At 74.0% G+C, this 20712-nt stretch carries 16 protein-coding genes and 1 pseudogene; 8 read left to right on the top strand and 9 right to left on the bottom strand.

What is annotated here, in order from left to right:
• Positions 1-101: 101 nt before the first annotated feature.
• Positions 102-743 (bottom strand): TetR/AcrR family transcriptional regulator, encoded by a 642-nt coding sequence (locus QRN89_RS06650; RefSeq protein ID WP_290348417.1) that lies wholly within the window; start codon positions 741-743, stop codon positions 102-104.
• 124 nt (positions 744-867) lie between these two features.
• A complete protein-coding gene (locus QRN89_RS06655) occupies positions 868-2019 on the bottom strand; it encodes an acyl-CoA dehydrogenase family protein (protein ID WP_290353597.1) in 1152 nt (383 codons plus the stop codon).
• 66 nt (positions 2020-2085) lie between these two features.
• On the opposite strand from QRN89_RS06655, the gene QRN89_RS06660 reads away from it, so the two are divergent.
• The 3 genes and pseudogenes from QRN89_RS06660 (at position 2086) to QRN89_RS06670 (ending at position 4591) form a co-directional block, all read left to right on the top strand.
• Positions 2086-2763: a TetR/AcrR family transcriptional regulator gene (locus QRN89_RS06660; RefSeq protein ID WP_290348418.1), complete on the top strand. Its 678-nt coding sequence runs from the start codon at positions 2086-2088 to the stop codon at positions 2761-2763.
• Positions 2764-2858: 95 nt separating this feature from the next.
• Positions 2859-3554, top strand: a pseudogene (locus QRN89_RS06665) (ArsR/SmtB family transcription factor).
• Positions 3555-3622: 68 nt separating this feature from the next.
• Positions 3623-4591 (top strand): DMT family transporter, encoded by a 969-nt coding sequence (locus QRN89_RS06670; protein WP_290348419.1) that lies wholly within the window; start codon positions 3623-3625, stop codon positions 4589-4591.
• On the opposite strand, the gene QRN89_RS06675 is transcribed toward QRN89_RS06670, so the two are convergent.
• Positions 4554-5888, bottom strand: a complete 1335-nt coding sequence (locus tag QRN89_RS06675) for an MFS transporter (RefSeq protein ID WP_290348420.1) — start codon at positions 5886-5888, stop codon at positions 4554-4556. The genes QRN89_RS06670 and QRN89_RS06675 overlap by 38 nt on opposite strands.
• A gap of 143 nt (positions 5889-6031) precedes the next feature.
• Between QRN89_RS06675 and QRN89_RS06680 the strand changes: the two genes are divergently transcribed.
• Entirely contained in the window at positions 6032-6613 is a 582-nt protein-coding gene (locus QRN89_RS06680) for a putative glycolipid-binding domain-containing protein (protein WP_290348421.1), read from the top strand.
• Between the two features lie 19 nt (positions 6614-6632).
• Here the strand turns inward: QRN89_RS06680 and QRN89_RS06685 are convergent, their stop codons facing one another.
• From QRN89_RS06685 to QRN89_RS06710, 6 genes are all read right to left on the bottom strand, one after another.
• On the bottom strand, positions 6633-7715 hold the full coding sequence (locus QRN89_RS06685; RefSeq protein WP_290348422.1) for a Zn-dependent alcohol dehydrogenase: 1083 nt from the start codon (positions 7713-7715) through the stop codon (positions 6633-6635).
• A 17-nt stretch (positions 7716-7732) separates the two neighbouring features.
• On the bottom strand, positions 7733-9124 hold the full coding sequence (locus QRN89_RS06690; protein ID WP_290348423.1) for an aldehyde dehydrogenase family protein: 1392 nt from the start codon (positions 9122-9124) through the stop codon (positions 7733-7735).
• Between the two features lie 936 nt (positions 9125-10060).
• The gene (locus QRN89_RS06695) at positions 10061-10408 is read right to left on the bottom strand and encodes a hypothetical protein (protein ID WP_290348424.1); all 348 of its coding nucleotides are present in this window, start codon (positions 10406-10408) and stop codon (positions 10061-10063) included.
• Positions 10405-11637 carry an MFS transporter gene (locus QRN89_RS06700; protein WP_290348425.1) on the bottom strand — a complete coding sequence of 411 codons (1233 nt, stop codon included), beginning with the start codon at positions 11635-11637 and terminating at the stop codon, positions 10405-10407. The genes QRN89_RS06695 and QRN89_RS06700 overlap by 4 nt, the downstream gene beginning before the upstream one ends.
• A complete protein-coding gene (locus QRN89_RS06705) occupies positions 11637-13067 on the bottom strand; it encodes a CitMHS family transporter (RefSeq protein WP_290348426.1) in 1431 nt (476 codons plus the stop codon). Before QRN89_RS06705 ends, QRN89_RS06700 begins: the two co-directional genes overlap by 1 nt.
• A 203-nt stretch (positions 13068-13270) precedes the next feature.
• Positions 13271-15511 carry a molybdopterin oxidoreductase family protein gene (locus QRN89_RS06710; RefSeq protein WP_290348427.1) on the bottom strand — a complete coding sequence of 747 codons (2241 nt, stop codon included), beginning with the start codon at positions 15509-15511 and terminating at the stop codon, positions 13271-13273.
• A 296-nt stretch (positions 15512-15807) separates the two neighbouring features.
• Here QRN89_RS06710 and hmgA point away from each other — a divergent pair, with 296 nt between their 5' ends.
• The 4 genes from hmgA to QRN89_RS06730 all read left to right on the top strand — a co-directional run bounded on the left by hmgA (position 15808) and on the right by QRN89_RS06730 (position 20495).
• On the top strand, positions 15808-17136 hold the full coding sequence (gene hmgA / locus QRN89_RS06715; RefSeq protein WP_290348428.1) for a homogentisate 1,2-dioxygenase: 1329 nt from the start codon (positions 15808-15810) through the stop codon (positions 17134-17136).
• Positions 17137-17160: 24 nt separating this feature from the next.
• Complete coding sequence (locus tag QRN89_RS06720; RefSeq protein ID WP_290348429.1) at positions 17161-17910, top strand: GntR family transcriptional regulator; 750 nt, start codon at positions 17161-17163, stop codon at positions 17908-17910.
• Positions 17907-19118 (top strand): type ISP restriction/modification enzyme, encoded by a 1212-nt coding sequence (locus QRN89_RS06725; RefSeq protein ID WP_290348430.1) that lies wholly within the window; start codon positions 17907-17909, stop codon positions 19116-19118. The genes QRN89_RS06720 and QRN89_RS06725 overlap by 4 nt, the downstream gene beginning before the upstream one ends.
• 153 nt (positions 19119-19271) lie before the next feature.
• Complete coding sequence (locus QRN89_RS06730) at positions 19272-20495, top strand: CaiB/BaiF CoA transferase family protein (protein ID WP_290348431.1); 1224 nt, start codon at positions 19272-19274, stop codon at positions 20493-20495.
• Positions 20496-20712: the final 217 nt, after the last annotated feature.

Below are 20712 nucleotides of genomic sequence, written 5' to 3' on the forward strand. Positions count from 1 at the left end.
CGTTCCGGGCCACGAGGGCACGGTGAGCCGCGGACGTCGCGGGTCGCGGACGTTCCGGGCAGCGGAACGTCCGCACCGCGAGGACGGTGCGTCGTGGACGCTCAGCCCCGCCGGGGCGGCTGCGTCCGCGCGGACACCATGCGCAGGACGAGGTCGGCGTACAGGTCGCCGACCTCTTCCGGTGTCCTGCGTCCCTGGACGTTGAACCAGCGCGCGACGTCGATGCAGAGCGACAGCACCGCCAGCGTGGTGCCGGGCACGTCGGGGACGTCGAAGTCGCCCGACTCCACGCCGTCGCGGAGGATCCCGCGCACGACGGCGTCGCTGCGCCGGCGCAGCTCCACGATCTCGGCCCGGTGCTCCTCCGACAGGGCGTCGAGCTCGTACTGCACCACGCGTGCGGTGTCGTGCCGTCCGGCGTGCCAGCGGACGAAGGAGCGCACCGCCTCGGCGAGCCGCTCACCCGGCGTGCCACCGCCCTCGGACGCGGCCGACAGCACCTCGAGCGCCTTGTCGTGCCCGATCCGGCTGATCCGGTGGAGCAGCTCTTCCTTGGTTTTGTAGTGGATGTACAGGGCGGCCGGGCTCATGCCCGCGCGGCCGGCGATGTCCCGGGTCGTGGTCGCGTGGTAGCCCCGCTCGGCGAAGGCCTCGACGGCGGCGACGAGGAGCTTGCGCGCGGCCTCGGGCGCGACCTCGCCCCACGGCACGTCCTCGGCCGTCGTGTCGTGCGCCGCAGTCATGGCTCACCCCTTCTGCCCGCCGTCCCTGTGAGTGCGGGACGAACACCATACCCCGAACCTGAGCAAGCGCTTAGTGCATCGACGCGGCTCCTCGGCCGAAGCGCACGGGGGCTGCGGTCGACGGTCAGAACGCCGAGACCCCGGTGAGCGCCCGCCCGATGATCAGCTTCTGGATCTGGCTGGTGCCCTCGTACAGCGTCATCACCCGTGCGTCGCGGAGCAGCTTCCCGACCGGGTACTCGTCGATGTAGCCGTATCCGCCGAAGACCTGGAGGGCGTTGTTCGCGGCGCGGACGGCCGCCTCGGAGGCGAAGAGCTTGGCCTGGGACGCGGCGGTCGCGAAGTCCTCGCCCCGGTCGACGAGATCGGCGACGCGCCAGGTCAGCAGACGGGCCGCGTCCACGTCCACGGCGATGTCGCTGATGAGCTCCTGCACCAGCTGGTAGGAGGCGATCGGCTTGCCGAACTGCTCGCGCGCGGCCGCGTGGCCCACGGCGGCGTCGAGCGCGGCCTGGGCTATGCCGACGCAGCCGGCGGCCACCGACATCCGGCCCTTGGCGAGAGCGGACATGGCGACCGAGAAGCCCTTGCCCTCCGGACCGAGCATCGCGCCGGCGGGCACCCGGACGTCCTGCAGGACCAGTTCGGCGGTGGCCTGGCCGCGCAGACCGAGTTTCCCGTGGATGGTGCGCCGGGTCAGGCCGGGGGTGTCGGTGGGGACGAGGAACGCGGAGATGCCGCGGTGCCCCGGAGCCTCGCCGGTGCGGGCGAAGAGCAGGACGACATCGGCCCAGGTGCCGTTGGTGATGAACATCTTCGAGCCGTTGATCACGTAGTCGTCCCCGTCCCGCACGGCGCGGGTCGTGAGGCTGCCCGCGTCGGAGCCGGTACCGGGTTCGGTGAGGCCGAAGCAGCCGAGGGCCTCGCCCGCGGCGAGACGCGGCAGCCATCGGCGCCTCTGCTCCTCGCCGCCCCAGGCGGCGATCGTCTTGGCGACGAGACCGAGGGAGACCGAGACGATCCCGCGGACCGAGGAGTCCCCGCGGCCGAGCTCCTCGGTGACCAGGCAGTACGCGAGGTGGTCGCCGCCCGAGCCCCCGTACTCCTCGTCGATCGTCAGCCCGAGGAAGCCGACCGAGCCGAGCTTCTTCACGATCGCCCGGTCGACGTTCTCGGTCCGGTCCCACTCGGCGGCGTACGGGGCGACCTCGCGCTCCACGAAGTCACGCGCGAGCCGGCGCACGGCCCGCTGCTCCTCGCTCAGCTCCAGGTTCACCACGGGCCCACCCCACTTTTAACTAACACTGCTAGTTTCTGTTCGGCAGGGCCTACTATGTGCCGCATGGCCCGACCGCGCAAGCCCCTCCTCAGCAGAGATCGCATCGTCGGGACGGCGAGCGCGCTGGTGGACGCGGAGGGCCTGGACGCGGTCTCCACCCGGCGCCTCGCCGCGGAGCTCGGTGTCAGCGGCCCCTCGCTCTACAACCACTTCCGCAACAAGGACGAGATCCTGGACGCCGTGGCCGACGCCGTCAGCGCCAAGGTCGATCTGTCGATGTTCGACGAGTCAGACCCCCGCGACTGGCGCACCGCGCTCCACGACTGGGCCGTCTCCTACCGAGCCGCCCTCACCGAACACCCCAACGTCGTCCCGGTCCTGGCCCGCGGCCCGGGCCGCCGCCCCGCCGGACTGAAGGTCGCCGACGCGGTCTTCGGCGCCATGGTCCGCGCGGGCTGGCCGCCCGTCCGGGCCACCCACATCGGCGCCCTGATGCGCTACTTCATCACCGGCTCGGCCCTCGGCTCGTTCGCAGGCGGGTTCGTCGACGACGAGACCGCCTACGACCCCTCCGACTACCCCCACCTCGGCCAGGCCCATCTCCTCGCCGAACGCCAGGAGAAGATCGACGAGGGCGCGTTCGAGACGGGGCTGCGGGCCCTGCTGGACGGGCTGACGGCGCAGTACGAGGCGGGCGCGCGGGCGGAGCGGGCGAGGACCGCCCCGGCGGACGGCTCGTAGCGGCGCACCGTCCCGCGCCCCGCCGTCCGGCCGCTCGGCCCGGGTACGGGAACACTTCGGTCCGCGCCGAACGGTGAGTGCGCCACCCTGGACGCATGGATGCCAGGAAGATCGCCGCGCTCGCGGCGCTGCTCGCCGACGACACCCGGGCCGCCGTCTGCCTCGCCCTGCCGGACGGCCGCGCGTGGACCGCCGGGGAACTGGCGCGGCACGCCCGGGTAGCGCCCTCGACGGCCAGCGGGCATCTGGGGAAGCTCGTCGCCGGCGGACTGCCGGCCGAGGAGCGGCAGGGCCGGCACCGCTATGTGCGGCTGGCGGACGAACGGGCCGCCGGGCTCGTGGAGCAGCTGGCGTCGTACACCGCCCCGGACGAGGAGCCCTCCGGGTCCCTGAGAGCGGCGAGCGCGCGGACCGCCATGGCGCGCGGCCGCACCTGCTACGACCATCTCGCGGGACGGCTCGGCATCGCGATCACCGACGCGACGACGGGCTGCGGGCTGCTGCGCAGCGACACCGGCTTCGCACTGACCGCCGACGACGGGCTCGACTGGTTCCGAACGGGCGGGATCCCGCTGCCGCGCGGTGGACGGCGGCCGCTCGCGCGGGCGTGCCTGGACTGAACGGAACGCCGGCCGCATCCGGCCGGTTCGGCGGGCGCCGAGCTGTGCCGGCACACGCTCGCGGCCGGCTGGTGCGAGCGCATCGGCTCGGAGCGGGCCGTGCGGGTCACCGCGGACGGGGAGCGGGCCCTCGGCAGGCTGCTGGGCATCGGGACGGAGGCGCTGCGGTGAGGGGGCGCCCGGACAGGACCGGGGACGCTGCGGTGAGGGCCGAAGCGACGGCCGCGTACGGTCGCCGCATGACCTCGACCCAGTGGCGCGCCTTCGGCGCGGCGGGAACGACGGTGGTCCTGTGGGCCTCGGCGTTCGTCTCGATCCGCAGCGCGGGTGCGGAGTACTCCCCCGGTGCCCTCGCCCTCGGCCGGCTCGCCGCGGGCGCCGCGGTGCTCGGCCTGATCTGCGCGGTACGGAGGGAAGGGCTGCCGCCGCGCCCCGCCTGGCCGGGGATCGCGGTCTCCGGGCTGCTCTGGTTCGGCGTGTACATGGTGGCCCTGAACTGGGGCGAGCAGACGGTGGACGCGGGCACCGCGGCCCTGGTGGTGAACGTCGGGCCGCTCGTGATGGCGCTGCTCGCCGGATGGTTGCTCAAGGAGGGGCTGCCGCCGCGGCTGCTCGCCGGGATGGGCGTCTCCTTCGCGGGCGCGGCGGTCGTGGGTCTGTCGATGTCCGGCGGGGGTTCGGCGTCCGTGCTCGGGGTGCTGCTGTGCCTGCTGGCCGCGGTGTCGTACGCGGCCGGCGTGGTGGCGCAGAAGCCGGCCCTGCGGCACGCGTCGGCGCTGCAGGTCACGACCTGGGGCTGTGCGATCGGCGCGGTGGCCTGTCTGCCGTTCACCGGCGTACTGGTGCGCGAGGCCGCGGAGGCTCCGCTGTCGGCGACGCTCAACATGGTGTACCTGGGCGTGTTCCCGACCGCGCTCGCGTTCACGACCTGGGCGTACGCACTGGCCCGTACGACGGCGGGGCGGATGGGGGCGACGACGTACGCGGTGCCGGCGCTGGTGGTGCTGATGTCGTGGCTGTTCCTGGACGAGGTGCCGGGCCTGCTGACGCTGCTCGGCGGCGCGGTCTGCCTGGCGGGTGTGGCGGTCTCGAGGTCGGGGTCCCGTGCGCCGGCCCGGCGGGACCGGGCCGGCGACGGGAAGGCCGCTGCGGCGGCCGGGGCTCCGGAGGTCACTCCCGGGCAGCCGCCCGCTTCGCGAGAACCCTGATCGAGCCGAGCGCGATCACGGCCAGCACGGTGATGTAGGCCGAGACGGCCATCGACGTACCGGACGCCTCCAGCAGCAGCACCATGATGAACGGCGCCAGGCCGCCGCCGAACACGGCCGCGATCTGGTAGCCGAGCGAGGCGCCCGTGTAGCGCATCTCGGCGGTGAACAGCTCGGCGAACAGGGCGGCCTGCGGCCCGTACATGATGCTGAGGAAGCAGCTGGTGACGAAGGTGCCGACGGCCAGCCACAGCAACGACGCGGTGTCGATCAGCAGGAACAGCGGGAAGGCCCACACGAGCAGGCCGATCGCGCCCGCCGCGTAGATGCGCAGCCGTCCGACACGGTCGGAGAGGGCCGCGGAGGCCGGGATGAGCGCGAGCTGGGTGAGGCTGACGCACAGGGAGACCGTGAGGACCGCCTCGCGTTCCATGCCGAGTTCGCGGGTCGAGTAGTCCAGCACGCCGGTGATGATGATGTAGAACGTGGCGGTGTTGACGGCGAAGGAGCCGCCGGCGAGGAAGACGGTGCCGAGGTGCCGGCGCAGGATGGTCCGCAGCGGAGAGCGCGGCTCGCTCTTCTCCGCCTCCGCCAGGGCCTGTTCGGCCTCGCGGAACTCGGGGGTCTCCTCGACCCGGGCGTGGATGTACCAGGCGAGACCGAGCACGAGGAAGCCGACGAGGAACGGCACCCGCCAGCCCCAGGACGCGAAGGCGGCGTCGTCGGTGAGGGCGCCGGCGGCGAGGAACACGGTGTTGGCGGTCACCACGCCGATGGGCACGCCGAGTTGGACGAGGCTGCCGTAGAGCCCGCGCTTGCCCTCCGGCGCGTACTCGGTGGCCATGAGCATCGCGCCGCCCCACTGGGCGCCGACGGCGACGCCCTGCAGCACCCGGAGCAGGACCAGGAGCAGCGGTGCCGCGATGCCGATGGTCTCGTACGTCGGCAGCAGGCCGATGCCGGTGGTGGCGAGGCCCATGAGGGTGAGGGCGAGGACGAGCATGGGCTTGCGGCCGCGCTTGTCGCCGAGCTGACCCGCGATGATCCCGCCGACGGGGCGCGCGAGGAAGCCGACGGCGAAGGTCGCGAAGGCGGCGAGGACTCCGGCCGAGGCGCTGCCCGCGGGGAAGTAGAGGTCGCCGAGGACGAGCGCGGCGGCGATGCCGAAGACGAAGTAGTCGTACCACTCGACCGCCGACGCGAGGGCGGCGGCGCCGGCCACGCGGCGGCGGTGCCGGTCGGTGGGAGCGGTCGGCCCGGGATTGCCGGCGAGCGGGGAAGGGGGTGCCGTGTCCATGCGTGCACACTCCGAGGGTGCGGGGGACGAAGGGTGCGGGGACCGTACCGACCGGATGGTATGGCGGTCAACGGGTCGCGCAACAGGACTTTTTGCTCGATCATTACCCGTCAGTAGCACGCGGGGCGTGCCAGGGTGGGCCCGTGGAATTCACGCATCCGCCCGCCACCGCGGCCTGGCTCCACCAGGACTCCAGGCAGGGCTTCGAAGTGGCGTTCTTCCGGGTCACGGACGACGGCCGGCGCATCGACGGCTACGCGGCCGTGACGGAGGACGGCGAAGCCTTCGCCGTCGAGTACGACATCGAACTGGACGCGGCCTGGCGGACGCGGACGGCACGGGTCCGCGGCCGCTCGCCCTCGGGCAGCCGCACGGTGCTGCTGGAGACGGACGGCTCGGGCCACTGGGCGGTCGACGGAAAGCGGGCGCCGTACCTCGACGGCTGCTTCGACGTCGACCTGGAGGCGTCGGCGATGACCAACGCCCTGCCCGTGCGGAGGATGGCGCTGCCCCACGGCACCGAGGCGTCCGCGCCCGCCGCCTGGGTGCGCGCCCTCGACCTCACCGTGGAGCGCCTGGAGCAGAGCTACACCCGCACCACCGACCGGGGCACCCACACCTGCTACGACTACCGGGCGCCCGCCTCCGGCTTCTCGTCCCGGATCGTCTTCGACGAGTCCGGACTCCCCCTGGAGTACCCGGGGATCGCCGTCCGCGCGGGCTGACGGAGACCCCCGGGCCTCGCTACGGGAAGACGACGAGCGCCCTGCCCCCCTTGCCCGCGAGCATGTTCTCGAAGGCGGCGGGGATGCCGTCGAGGCCGATCCGCTCGGTGATGAGGGTGCTCAGGTCGAGCCGGCCGGCCCGGATGTGCTCGGCGAGGACCGGAACGTCCCTGGCCGGGTCGGAGTTGCCGTAGACGCAGCCCGAGAGCGTACGGCCCCAGTGGAACAGCTCCAGGGCGTGGAAGGTGACCTGCTGGTCCTTGCCGCCGATGCCGACCACCGTCGTCCGCCCGCCGCGCCGGGTCGAGTCCCAGGCGGTACGGATCGTCACGGCGCGGCCCACGCACTCCACGGCCACGTCAGCGCCCTGGCCGCCGGTCAGTCCGCGGATCTCGCGGGCGGTTCCGTCGGACGCGACGACGAAGTCGGTGGCCCCGGCGGCGAGGGCGAGGCCCTCCTTCGCGGGCGAAACGTCCACGGCGATGACCTTCGAGGCGCCCGCGATCCGGGCCGACTGGATCGTGGCGAGCCCGACTCCGCCGACGCCGAGGACGACGACGGACTCCCCCTCTCGCACCCGGGCCGAGTGGTGCACCGCACCGTAGCCGGTGAGGACCGCGCACCCGAGCAGGGCGGCGTCGGTGAGCGGCACCCCTTCCGGGAGCGGCAGTACGCAGTTCGCCGCGACCACGGTCTCCTCGGCGAAGGCGGCGACGTTCAGCCCCGGATGGAGTTCGGTGCCGTCCTCGGTGACGGCGTGGACGGCGCCGGCGCCCCTGAGCGCTCCGGCGCAGAGCCACACCTCGCCGAGGGAGCAGTGGTGGCAGCGCCCGCAGGACGGCGCCCAGTTGAGCACCACGGCGTCGCCGGGGGCGACATGGGTGACGCCCTCACCGACGGACACGACCGTGCCCGCGCCCTCGTGCCCGAGGACGGCGGGGACCGGCACCTGCATCGTGCCGTTGGACAGGGACAGGTCGGAGTGACAGACCCCGGCTGCGGCGAGGCGCACCCTCACCCGGCCGGGGCCGGGCTCGGGCAGTTCGATGCCGGTGATCTCCAGGGGGGAGCCGACGGCGGGCAGGACTGCGGCGCGGACCACGGTGGTTGTCTCCCGGTTCAGAACTGCAGGGACTTGGTGTGCAGGTACTCGGCCAGGCCGTGCGTGCCGAGTTCACGGCCCACGCCCGACTGCTTGTACCCGCCGAAGGGCGCCAGCGGGTTGAAGCGGCCGCCGTTGATGTCGACCTGGCCGGTGTCCATCCGGCGGGCGAAGGCGACGGCCTCGTCCTGGTCGCCCCACACGGCGCCCGCGAGCCCGTAGACCGTGCCGTTGGCGATCCGCAGGGCGTCGTCCTCGTCCTCGTACTCGATGAGCGAGACGACCGGCCCGAAGATCTCCTCCTGCGCGATGGTCATGTCCGGGGTGACGTCGGCGAAGACGGTCGGCGAGACGTAGTAACCCTTCCCGCACGGCGCCTCGGGGCCGCCGGCGACGAGCCGGGCGCCCTCGGCGACCCCGCGCTCGATGAAGCCGCGGACGCGTTCCCGCTGGCGGGCGCTGACGAGCGGGCCGAGGCGGTCGCCGGGGACGTACTTGGCGACGGCCTCCGCGGCGAGGGCCACGGCCTCCTCGTAGTGGTCCTTGTGCACCAGCATCCGGGTCCAGGCGCTGCACGTCTGGCCGGAGTTGGACATGACGTTGGCGATGCCGACGTTCACGGCGCGGCCGAGGTCCGCCCCGGGGAGGATCACGTTCGCGGACTTGCCGCCGAGTTCCAGGGCGACGCGCTTGACCGCCCCGCCCGCGGTCGCGCCGATGCGGCGGCCGACGGCCGTGGAACCGGTGAAGGACACCAGGTCCACGCCCGGGTGCTCGGCGAGAGCCTGCCCGGCGACCGGGCCGAGGCCGGTGACGAGGTTGAACACGCCGGCCGGGAGCCCGGCCTCGTGGACGGCCTCGGCGAAGAGCCGGGCGGTGAGCGGGGTGTCCTCGGCGGGCTTGAGCACCACGGTGCAGCCCGCGGCGAGGGCGGGGGCGACCTTGGCCACGATCTGGTGGAGCGGGTAGTTCCACGGGGTGATCGCGCCGACGACGCCGACCGGCTCGTGCAGCACGACGGAGTTGCCGACCTTCTCCTCGAAGGCGTACGAGGCGGCCAGTTCGGCGTACGAACCGGCGACGAGGAGCGGCAGTCCGGCGTGGACGGTCTCGGCGAGCTTGGGCGGTGCGCCGAGCTCGGCGGTGACGGTCGAGGCGATCTCGTCCTTGCGGGCGGCGAGCACGTCACGGAGAGCGGCGATGCGCGCGGCACGGTCCGCGGGCGCGGTCGCGGCCCAGTCGGGGAAGGCGTCGCGGGCGGCGCGCACGGCGGCGTCGACGTCCTCCGCCGAGCCGGCCGGGACATGGGCGATGACCTGCTCGTCCGCGGGATTGACCACCGCGATGGTGCCGGCTCCGGCGGCGGGGCGCCACCTGCCGCCGATGTACATCCCGTCGTGGGCCTTCATCCGCTACTCCTTCGGGCGTGGCAAGGGGTGACCGCAGCCCAAACTAGCGGTGTTAGTTTTTTGGCGCCAGAGTGGTCGGTACCGGGGCGGTGTGATTCTCCCCCACCCCCCGGCGGGTGGTTCGAGGGCGCGCGTCCCGGGGGCTCTCGCACGGGGGCCCGGTGCCGGATGCGCGGGTCGGACGACCACCGAGCACAGCCGGGCCGGCTCGGCGGTCGGCGCCATCGGCCGGTCGCCGGCGGTGCGCGGGCGATCGCCGCCGGAGCGATCGCCGCCAAGCGGCGTACGGCCGGCGGCCGATCGCCACGTCGCCGCCGCACGGCGCCGTCGTCGCCGACTCGCGCCCGCCGCCGTACGGCAGGGCCACCTCGCGCCGTCGCCGCCGACTCGCGCCCGCCGCCCACCCGGCGGGCCGAGAGCGGAAGGCAGTCGACGGTCCGAGACCGGACAGCGACGCAGGCGAACCGTCCGCGGCCGCTCACCGAAGCCGCCCCGTACGGACAGACCGCACGGCGCCGCCGTCGCCGACTCGCGCCCGCCGCCCGCCCGGCGGGCCGAGAGCGGAAGGCAGTCGACGGTCCGAGACCGGACAGCGACGCAGGCGAACCGTCCGCGGCCGCTCACCGAAGCCGCCCCGTACGGACAGACCGCACGGCGCCGCCGTCGCCGACTCGCGCCCGCCGCCCGCCCGGCGGGCCGAGAGCGGAAGGCAGTCGACGGTCCGAGACCGGACAGCGACGCAGGCGAACCGTCCGCGGCCGCTCACCCAGCCGCCCCGTACGGACAGACCGCACCGCGCCGCCGTCGCCGACTCGCGCCCGTCGGCGCACGTGCTGTCTCACGGACGCCGGACGCGCCGGAGTTCCTGGGGTGTCCGGGCGTCCGGCGTCCGGCCCGCGGGGGCGAGGGTGGGGATCCCGGCCCCCGCGGGGGCGCTCAGGCCGGGGTCTGACCGAGCGCCGTCGGGGACGGCTGGGGCTGGCGGACGGCCGGCGGGGAGATGGACGCGACCTGGGCCCGGCCGCGGTCGACCTGCTGGCCCCCGTTGATGGCCGGGGGCACCGACTGGCCCTTCTCCTCCGGGGACTTGGCCACCGACGACCACGTACGCAGCCGGTGACTGGCCGCCTCGTCGAGACTCACCGGGGCCCCGCGCTGCTCCGCGAGCCGGCTCGCCTCGCGGCCGAGTGCGGCCACGTCGTCCCACCGCAGCCTGAGCACCACGGAGAGTTCGGCCCCGCCGTCCGGGAGCCCCTTCATGATCGGCCCGTCACCATCAGTCATTGCCGCTCCTGTCGTTGAGGCACAGACGCTCGAATTCCCGGGTGTCCACTAGTACGCGGCGGGCGCTCCGGGTGTTCAGCGCGATGCCGCCCGGACCGCAGTCCCAGGCCGGCCGCCACGACGAGGAGCAGGCCGAGCATCACGAACGGCGCGGCCGTACCGGCGACACCCGCGACGACACCGGCCGAGGCCGGGGCGGCGACCTGCCCGAGGCGGTTGCCGGTGAGCCGGAGTGCCAGCGCGGTCGAACGGGCCTCGGCGGGAGCAGCCCGGACCACGGTCGTCATCGAGAGCGGCTGACCGGCGCCGAGACAGAAGCCGAGTCCCACCAGCACGAGGGCGAGCGCCCACACGGGTACGGGCAGGGCCACGCCCGCGCACAGCGCACCCGCCAGCAGACAGGTCACGGTGAGCAGTGCCGTACGGCCCATGAGCCGGATCATCGGGGTCATCACCAGCCGGCAGGCGATGGTGGCGGCCGCCCGCAGGCTCAGCAGCAGCCCCACGACCGACGGCGCGATACCCCGGTGCTCGCCGACGACGGGGAGGTACGCGGTGAGGACGTCGGTCGCCGACAGCACGGCCAGGCTGATGACGATGCCGCCGGGCACGCCGCGGGTGCGCAGGATGCGGTGGACGGGTACCGAGGCGCGGGCGTCGCGTCGGCCGGTCGGCACGGGGCCCTCGATGCGCCACAGCGATGCGAGGGCGACGGCGGCCACGCCTGCCGAGCCGAGCAGGGCGAGTCCGCTCGTACGGGCCGTGCCGGCGCCGATCACGGCGCCGGCGGCGAGCGGTCCCGCGAGCTGGCCGAGTGAGGCGCCGACGGTGAAGTGGCCGAAGTTGCGGTCCTGTTCGTCGGGTGCCGAGCGGCGGGCCACGATCGACTGCGCCCCGATGACGAAGCAGAGGTGACCGAGGCCCATGACCCCGCTCCAGACGGCCATCGCGGGCAGGGAGCCGGCGACCCCGCTCAGCGCGCAGCCCCCGGACATCAGGACGACGCCCGCGGGCAGCAGCGGGGCGCATCGGCCCTGGTCGGTCCTTCGGCCGAGCGGTACGGCGGCGATCAGCGGCAGCAGCGCGTACGCGCCGGCGACGACGCCGATCGCGCGCTCGTCGGCGCCGAGGGCGAGTGCCCGGTAGGAGACGGCGGGGCGCGCCATCGACACCGCCCCCTGCGCGAAGCTGAAGGCGATGACGAGACGCAGGAGCCAGCCGCGGCGCATCAGACGATGCCGAAGAGGATTCCGGCGCCGAGTACGACGAGCGAGGTGAGCGCGGCCCACTTGACCGTGAAGCGGGTGTGGTCGCCGAACTCGACCTTGGCCATGCCGACGAGGACGTACACGGCCGGGACGAGCGGGCTGGACATGTGCAGCGCCTGACCGGCCAGGGAGGCGCGGGCGATCTCCAGCGGGGAGACCCCGTGGGCGGCGCCGGCCTCGGCGAGCACGGGGAGGACACCGAAGTAGAAGCCGTCGTTCGACATGAAGTAGGTCAGCGGCAGGCTCAGCAGTCCGGTGACGAGTGCCATGTGCGGGCCCATCCCGTCGGGGATGGCGGCGACGAGCCAGTCCGCCATGTGCTGGACCATGCCGGTGCCGGTGAGCACCCCGGTGAAGACGGCTGCGGCGAACACCATGCCGGCGACGTTCAGGACGTTGTCCGCGTGGGCCGCGATGCGCGCCTTCTGGTCCGCCATGTGCGGGAAGTTGACGGTGAGGGCGAGGGCCGCGCCGAGGAGGAACAGCACGGGGATCGGCAGCACTTCCATGATCATCGCGGCCAGGAGCGCGACGGTGAGCGAGGCGTTGAACCAGTAGAGCCTCGGGCGCAGGGTGGGCCGCTCGGGGTCCAGGCCGCGGAAGCCGTCGCCGTCCCCGGACGTGCCGGCGCCGCCCCCCGCCGTACGGCCGGCGGAGTCCGGCGTTCCCGGCGCACCCGTGCCGGCCGGGACCGCGGCGGCCTCGGCGCCGCTGCCGCCGCCGGTCTTCACGAGGACGGTCCCGGCCCGAGGCGCCGGCGCCTCGGCCGGCGTCAGGTAGCCGAGGCGCCTGCGCTCGCGGCGGCCGAGGACGTAGGCGAGGGCGAAGACGAAGAGCAGCCCGACGCCGAGTGCGGGGATCATCGGCACGAAGATGTCGGCGGCATCCAGCTTGAGGGCGGTCGCGGCACGGGCGGTCGGGCCGCCCCACGGCAGGGTGTTCATCACGCCGTTCGCGGTCGCGGCGACACCGGTCATCACCACCAGGCTCATCCCGAGGCGCTTGTAGAGCGGGTACATCGCCGACACGGTGATCATGAAGGTGGTGGAGCCGTCCCCGTCGAGCGAGACGATCGCGGCGAGCAGGGCCGTACCGACCACGACACGCAACGGGTCGGCCTTGCAGAAGCGCAGGATGCCCCGCACGATCGGGTCGAACAGGCCGACGTCGATCATCACGCCGAAGTACACGATGGCGAACATCAGCATCGCCGCGGTGGGGGCGAGGTTGCCCACGCCGTCCAGCACGTAGTCGCCGAGCTTCGCCCCCTGGCCGACGAGGACGCAGAACAGCGCGGGGACGAGGACGAGTGCCGCGATCGGCGACATCTTCTTCATCATGATCAGGACCAGGAAGGTCGCGATCATGGCGAAGCCGAGGATGGTCAGCATGGCGGGCAGCACCTCACGTTCGTCCTTGAACTCCCACCGGAGCCGGCGGTCCGGACGACGTTAGGTGCCGTCGTTTCGCGTCAACAAGATGTCGGCGTGTGAGCAATAAGCGCAAAACCCCAGCTCAGGATGGGTGCGGGAGTCATGGGCGAGGTCGGCCGCGCGACAGGGAGGGCCACGCCGCGGACCGGCCCCTCAGGACCTCAGCGGGCCGGCGCCACGTCCACGGCGAAACCGTTGAGCACGGCGGTGCCGGAGAGCGGGTCGAGCAGCGAGCCGTCGAGCAACTGGTTGACGTTCACCCCCGGCCGGGCCGCCGCCACCGACAGACGGGTGCCGGGACGGTCGTGCCCCCATCCGTGCGGGAGACTCACCACCCCGGTGCGCACGTCGTCGGTGATCTCGACCGGGACCTCCAGCTCTCCCCCGGCCGCCTTGATCCGGGCGAGGGCTCCGTCGCCGAGCCCCAGCCGGGCGGCGTCGTCGGGATGGACCTGGAGGGTGCAGCGGTTCGAACCGCCGTTGAGGGCCGGGACGTTGTGCATCCAGCTGTTGTTGGACCGCAGATGGCGGCGGCCGACGAGCACGAGCCGGTCGTCGCGAGCGCCGAGCGCGGCCCGCAGCCGCGGCAGGTCCTCGGCGATGGGGCCGGGCAGCAGTTCGACGCGCCCGCTGCGGGTCCTGAGCACCTGGGGCAGCCGCGGCCGCAGCGGACCGAGGTCGATGCCGTGCGGGTGCGCGAGCAGATCGTCGAGGGTCAGGTCGTACGGGCCGAGGCGGAGCATCATGTCGAGACGCCGTTCCGGGCCGCTGCGGCCGCTCAGCCGGCCGGCGAGCTCCCCGGCGTCCTGGCCGTGCACCGGCGACCGGGGGTCGGCGACGGCCCTGGCGAGGGAGCCCGATATGACCATGTCGTCGACGACGGACGGCTCGGCGCCGTGCATGCCGCCCACGGCCAGGATCAGCCGGGCGTGGATCTCGCACTCGTCCAGGGCGCCCTCGTCGAGCGGGATGGCGGGAGGGGTGTAGCGGACCTGGTTGCGGACGGCGAGTGCGTTGAACGAGAAGTCGTAGTGCCCACTGCGCGACGGGGGCGGCGGGGGGAGCACGACGTCGGCGTGGCGGGAGGTCTCGTTCAGATAGGGGTCGACGCTGATCATGAGGTCCAGCCCGCCGAGCGCCCGGTCCAGCCGGTCGCCGTCCGGCGCGGACAGCACCGGGTTGGCGGCGATGGTGATCACGGCGCGGATCCGCCCCTCGCCGGGTGTCTCGATCTCCTCGGCGAGGGCCGCGATGGGCAGTTCGCCCTTGGCCTCGGGGTGGCCGGCGACCCTGCTGGCCCAGCGGCCGAGCGCGAAGCCCTTGCCGGGCGGAGCCGGTTCGGTCGCGGGCCGGGGCGCGCGGTCGTGCGCGGCGAGCGGGAAGAGGACGCCGCCGGGCCGGTCGAGATTGCCGGTGAGGACGTTGAGGACGTCGACGAGCCAGCTGGCGAGGGTGCCGTGCTCGACGGTGCAGCTGCCGATGCGTCCGTAGACGGCGGCGGTGGGCGCGGCGGCGAGTTCGCGTGCGATGGCCCGGATGACGGCCGCGTCCGTGTCGCAGGCCGCGGCGACGGCGTCCGGGGTGAAGTCCCGCAGCGCCTCGCGCACCGCGTCCACGCCCTCGATCCGTCCGTCGAGCGAGCCGGTGTCGGTGAGACCCTCCTCGAACAGCACCTGGACGAGCGCGGCGAGCAGCAGCGCGTCCGTACCGGGGCGGATGGCCACGTGCCGGTCGGCGAGCCGGGCGGTGCGGGTGCGGCGCGGGTCGACCACGGTGAGCCGGCCGCCGCGGCGGCGCAGCGCCTTGAGCCTGCCCGGGAAGTCGGGTGCGGTGCACAGGCTGCCGTTGGAGTCCAGGGGGTTGGCGCCGAGCAGCAGCAGATGGTCGGTGCGGTCCAGGTCCGGTACGGGGATCGCGACCGCGTTGCCGAAGAGCAGTCCGCTGGAGACGTGCTTGGGCATCTGGTCGAGGGTGCTGGCCGTGAAGAGGTTGCGGGTGCGCAGCGTGGACAGCAGGACGGGCGGGTAGAGCCCGCCGGCCATGGTGTGGACGTTGGGGTTGCCGAGGACGACACCCACCGCGTTCGGGCCGTGTGCGTCGATCAGCGGGCGGATCCGGGCGGCGATGACGTCGAACGCCTCGTCCCAGCCGACCTCGCACAGTTCGCCGTGCTCGTCGCGCACGAGCGGGGCTCGCAGCCGGTCGGGGTCGGAGTCGAGTTCTCCGAACGAGGCGCCCTTGGGGCAGATGAACCCCTCGCTGAAGACGTCGGCGCGGTCGCCGCGGACCGTGGCGACCCGCTCGCCCGCGCCGTGCCGTTCGACGGTCAGGGTCAGTCCGCAGGTGGCTTCGCACAGCGGGCAGATCCGCAGGGCGGTACGGGTGGCGTCGGTTCCTGGCATGGGGCCCTCCCCGGGGCGGCGGCAGCGATGACGCACGGGCACCGGTGAGCATACCGACCGGTACGAACGTTGGGGAGGCCCTTCGATCGTGCCCGCACGGCCGGCGCCCGAGCCGCGCCCGGCGGCTCCACGCCGCCACCCACCCGGCACCGGCGCCGCCGCCCGCCCGGGCGACTCCCACCCACCCCGTCCGGGCGGGCTCGCCACGGCGGCGGAGTGCTGCCGTTGACTGGGGCCACCCGGCAATCCTACTGTCGACCATAGGATTCCTTGGACCGGACGCATCGGGAGTGCGGATGAGCGGTATCGAGCAGGCGAGGAAGACGGCCGAAGGGCTGGAGTACCTGTCGGGGTTCGGCAATGAACACAGCTCGGAGGCCGTCCCGGGAGCTCTGCCGCTCGGGCGGAACTCGCCGCAGCGCGCACCTCTGGGGCTGTACGCCGAGCAGCTGAGCGGCAGCGCGTTCACCGAGCCGCGTGCGCACAACCGCCGCTCCTGGCTGTACCGCATCCGGCCGTCGGCCGCCCACCCCCCGTTCGTCCGCACCGACAACGGCGCCCTGCGCACCGCGCCGTTCACCGAGACCGTGCCGGACCCGAACCGGCTCCGCTGGGACCCGCTGCCGGAGCCCGCGCCCGGCACGGACTGGCTGGCCGGTCTGTGGACCCTCGGCGGGAACGGCGACGCCACCCAGCGCACGGGCATGGCCGTGCACCTGTACCACGCCGACGTCTCCATGGAGCGTCGGGTGTTCAGCGACGCCGACGGCGAGCTGCTGATCGTGCCCGAGCAGGGCGGGCTGCTGCTGCGCACGGAGCTGGGCCTGCTGTCCGTGGAACCCGGCGAGGTCGCGCTGGTCCCCCGCGGCGTGCGCTTCCGCGTGGAACTGCTCGCCGACACCGTCCGGGGCTATGTCTGCGAGAACTACGGACAGCCCTTCACCCTGCCCGAGCTGGGCCCGATCGGCGCCAACGGACTGGCCAACCCCAGGGACTTCCGGGTCCCGGTCGCGGCGTACGAGGACGTCGAGGGCGCCGTGGAGGTGGTCAACAAGTTCTGCGGCAACCTGTGGACCGCCACCTACGACCACTCGCCGCTCGACGTCGTCGCCTGGCACGGCAGCCATGTGCCGTACGTCTACGACCTGCGGACGTTCAACGTCATGGGGACCATCTCGTACGACCACCCCGACCCGTCGATCTTCACGGTGCTCACCTCCCCCAGCGACACCCCGGGCCTCGCGGGCGTCGACTTCGTGGTGTTCGCGCCGCGCTGGCTCGTCGGCGAGGACACCTTCCGGCCGCCGTACTTCCACCGCAACGTGATGAGCGAGTACATGGGCCTCATCGAGGGCGCCTACGACGCGAAGACCGCCGGAAAGGGAGGCTTCGTCCCGGGCGGCGGCTCGCTGCACAACATGATGTCCGCGCACGGGCCCGACCGGGAGACCTTCGACAGGGCGAGCGCCGCCGAGCTCAGGCCGCAGCGGATCGACGACGGTCTTGCGTTCATGTTCGAGACCCGCTGGCCGGTCACCGCCACCGCCCAGGCGGCGAACGCGGACCACCTGCAGAGGGCGTACGACGACGTGTGGCAGGGTCTGGAGCGCCACTTCCGGTCCTGAGGCCGGATCTGATACGGAGTTGCCGTGACCGCCTTCGCCCCCGACTCGCTCGTCCTGAACCGCAAGCTGCCCCTCTGGTACCAGGTGTCGCAGTCGTTGCGTGCCTCCATACTCGGCCGCAGACCGCACGACCCGCTGCGCCTGCCGACGGAGGAGCAGCTGGCCGAGCACTACGGGGTGAGCGTGCTGACCATGCGGCAGGCGCTCAAGGAACTGGAGTCGGAAGGCCTCATCAGCCGGCACCGGCGCCGCGGCACCTTCATCGAACCGGGGGTCCGGCGCAGTGCGCCCCGGCGGCTGCTGGGCTCGATCGACGCGATCGTGGCCCAGCAGTCCGGTGAGCTGACGACCGTCCTCGGGCACGCCCCGGAACCCGTGCCGGGCGAACTCGCCGAGTTCTTCCCGGACACGGAGGAGGTCGTCACCTACCGCAGGCTGCGGTGCGACGGCGACAGCGGGGAGCCCGTGAACTGGGCGGAGAACGCGGTACGGCCCGATGTCGCCGCCCTGCTGGAGGTGGCGGACCTGGAGCGCTGGCCGATGACCAAGGTGTTGCGGGACGCCGTCGGGGTACGGATCAGCCGCATCACGGACACGGTGGAGGCCCGGCTCGCCGACCCGGAGACGGCGGAGCTGCTCCAGGTCCCGCTGCTGTCGCCGATCCTCCACTACACGGGCGTGACGTACGACGCGGAGGGGCGGGTGGTGGACGTGGCGCGGATCCGTTACCGGGGCGACCGGTTCTCGTTCTCCGTGACCGTCGAGGCGGAATGAGCGGCGCGGGGGGCGGCGCGGGGGGCGGCGCGGGCGGCACCGCCGTGCCGCTGGACGACATCATGCCGTGGTCGGCCGGGCCGTTGCGGCTCGGCCGGGGCTGGGTGGTGGCGCCCGACGTGCGGACGCTGCGGGCCCGGTGGGACGCCCTGGTCGCGGCCGCGGGCGAGGAGCGCGCCGCCCTGTTCCGGGAGACCCGCGCCCGCGGTCTGGACCGCCCGGTCGCGGCGCTGCCCGGGCAGGCCGGCGGGACCGGCCGGTTCGCCGAGGAGCACGGGGCCTGCCCGGAGCCGGTGCGCTTCGCGCACGGGCCGTTCGACGAACAGTGGCTCCTGCCCGACCACCGGCTGATCGACGTGGCGCGGCCCGAGCTGTGGCGGGTCGCCGACGGCGTGCAGCTCTTCGCCGTGGAGCAGGGCCGCGTCCCGGGCGAGGACGGGCCCGCCGTCCTCGTCTCCGGCGTCCTCCCGGAGGGCCGACCGGCCGGGAAGCCGGGCCGCATACGCCCCCTGTACCGGCGGCCCGGCGGGCGGGAGCCCAATCTGGCGCCGGGGCTGCGGGCCGCGCTGCGCGAGCGCTTCCCGGACGCTGCCGGGCCCGGGGACGTGCTCGCGTGGGTGGCGGCCGCGGGACGGACCACGGCCCGGGGCTGCGAAGTGCCGTTCACGGCGGACCCCGGAGTGTGGGCCCGCGGGGTCGAGTTGGGCCGGCGGCTCATCGGCATCCAGCTCAGGGGCGCGCGGGACGGTGAGCGGCCACGGCTGCCCGGCGGGCGGCGGCCGTACGTCCGGGCCGCTGTCCCGGAGCGGCCCCTGTCCATGGTCTACGACGCGGAGGAGCAGGTCCTTCTCCTCGACGGGGGGCGGATCGCTCCGGTGCCGGCCGAGGCCTGGGGCTTCCGGGTGGGCGGCGTCCGGGTGCTCGAGGACTGGTTCGCGCGACGGACCGCGGAGCCGGCGGCGGGCACGCTGGAGGCGCTGCGGCCGTCCGCGTGGCCGCAGGAGTGGACCTCGGAACTGCTGGAGCTGATCACGGTGCTCGCGCTGCTCGGGCAGCTGGAGGGCGCGCGCGAGGAACTGGCCGGGGAGATCGCCGGTACCGGCTGGCACGATCTGCGCGTACCCCCCGCACCGAGGGCCGCCCGCGCGCCCGCGTCCGTGCTCGACCACCACGAGGAGGGGCCGGGCGGGCAGTTCGTGCTGCTCTGAGCCCGTGTCCGACACATGGCGCCGACCGCCCGCGGCTCGGCACGCCCGACCCGTTTCGGGCCCCGCCCGGCGGAGTGCCCCACCTCCCCGCAGGCCGGCACGTCCCCGTACCGGGGTGACAAAGGTGGTACGTACACGGTATTAACGGCTTCCATGAGCCAGCCGCTGCCCCTGGAAGGCATCACCGTCGTCGCGGTCGAACAGGCCGTGTCGGCCCCGTTCGCGACCCGTCAGCTCGCCGACCTCGGCGCTCGTGTGATCAAGGTGGAGCGGCCCGACGGCGGTGACTTCGCCCGCGGCTACGACACCGCGGCGGGCGGACTCGCCTCGCACTTCGTCTGGTGCAACCGCGGCAAGGAGTCCCTCGCCGTGGACCTCAAGGACCCCCGGGGCCTGGAGGCGGTCCGCCGGCTGATCGCGACGGCGGACGTCTTCGTGCAGAACCTCGCCCAGGGCGCGGCGGCCCGCCTCGGGCTGGACGCCGCCGCGCTGTGTGCCGCGCACCCGCGGCTGGTCGCGGTGGACATCTCCGGGTACGGGGCGTACGGCCCGTACGCGCACAAGCGGGCCTACGACATGCTCGTCCAGTGCGAGGCCGGGCTGGTGTCCGTGACGGGCACCGCGGAGCGGCCCGTCAAGGCCGGTATCCCGGCCGCGGACGTCGCCGCGGCCATGTACGCGTTCTCGGGGGTGCTGGCCGCCCTGCTGCGGCGCGGCACGACCGGCCGCGGCGGTCCGGTGGAGATCTCGATGCTGGAGTCGCTCGCGGAGTGGATGGGGCACCCCCTGCACCACGGGATGCACGGGGGCGACGCCCCGGAGCGCACGGGCCTCGCGCACGCCGTCATCGCACCCTACGACGCGTACCCCACGGCCGACGGGGGCCAGGTGCTGCTGTCGGTGCAGAACGACCGGGAGTGGCGGCGGCTGGCCGAGCAGGTGCTGGGCCGGCCCGGGCTGGCCACGGATCCCGGCTTCGCCACCAACAAGGCGCGGACGGAGAACCGCGGCAGGACGGACGCCGTGGTCGCCCGGGCGCTGGCCCGGCTGGACACGGCGGACGCCGTGACGGCGCTGGAGGGGGCGGGCATCGCCTGCGCCCGGCTCAACACCGTGGCGGATCTGGCGGCCCATCCGCAACTTGCGGCCAGGGAGCGCTGGCGAGAGGTCGCGACGCCCGTCGGCCCGTTGCGGGCGATGCTGCCGCCGATCACCTTCCCGGACGGTCCGGAGCCCGGCATGGGCGCGATCCCGGCGCTCGGCGAGCACACGGACGCGCTGCTGCGCGAGGCGGGGCTGACGGCGGACGACATCGCCGAGCTGCGCCGGGACGGGGTCGTTCCGGCGGGGCACTCGGACGGCGGTCGCGTCGGTTGACGCGGATGCTCACGGCCGGTTCGCGACTCCGGGACGGGACGCGACCTCTCGGCCGGTCTGGCCCCTGGGCCGGTGCGGGGCTGACCGGAGCCGGTGGCGTACGCACGCGGACCCCCGGGCAGGGCCGGGGGCCGCGCACACGCGGCACGAGACGGGACTCGGCGGGGTGGTCGGACCTACGGTGACCGGGCGGGAGCGAGGGGGACGGGTGCGCGTG

The sequence above is a fragment of the Streptomyces sp. HUAS CB01 genome (genome assembly GCF_030406905.1).
Taxonomy (GTDB): Bacteria; Actinomycetota; Actinomycetes; order Streptomycetales; family Streptomycetaceae; genus Streptomyces; species Streptomyces chengbuensis.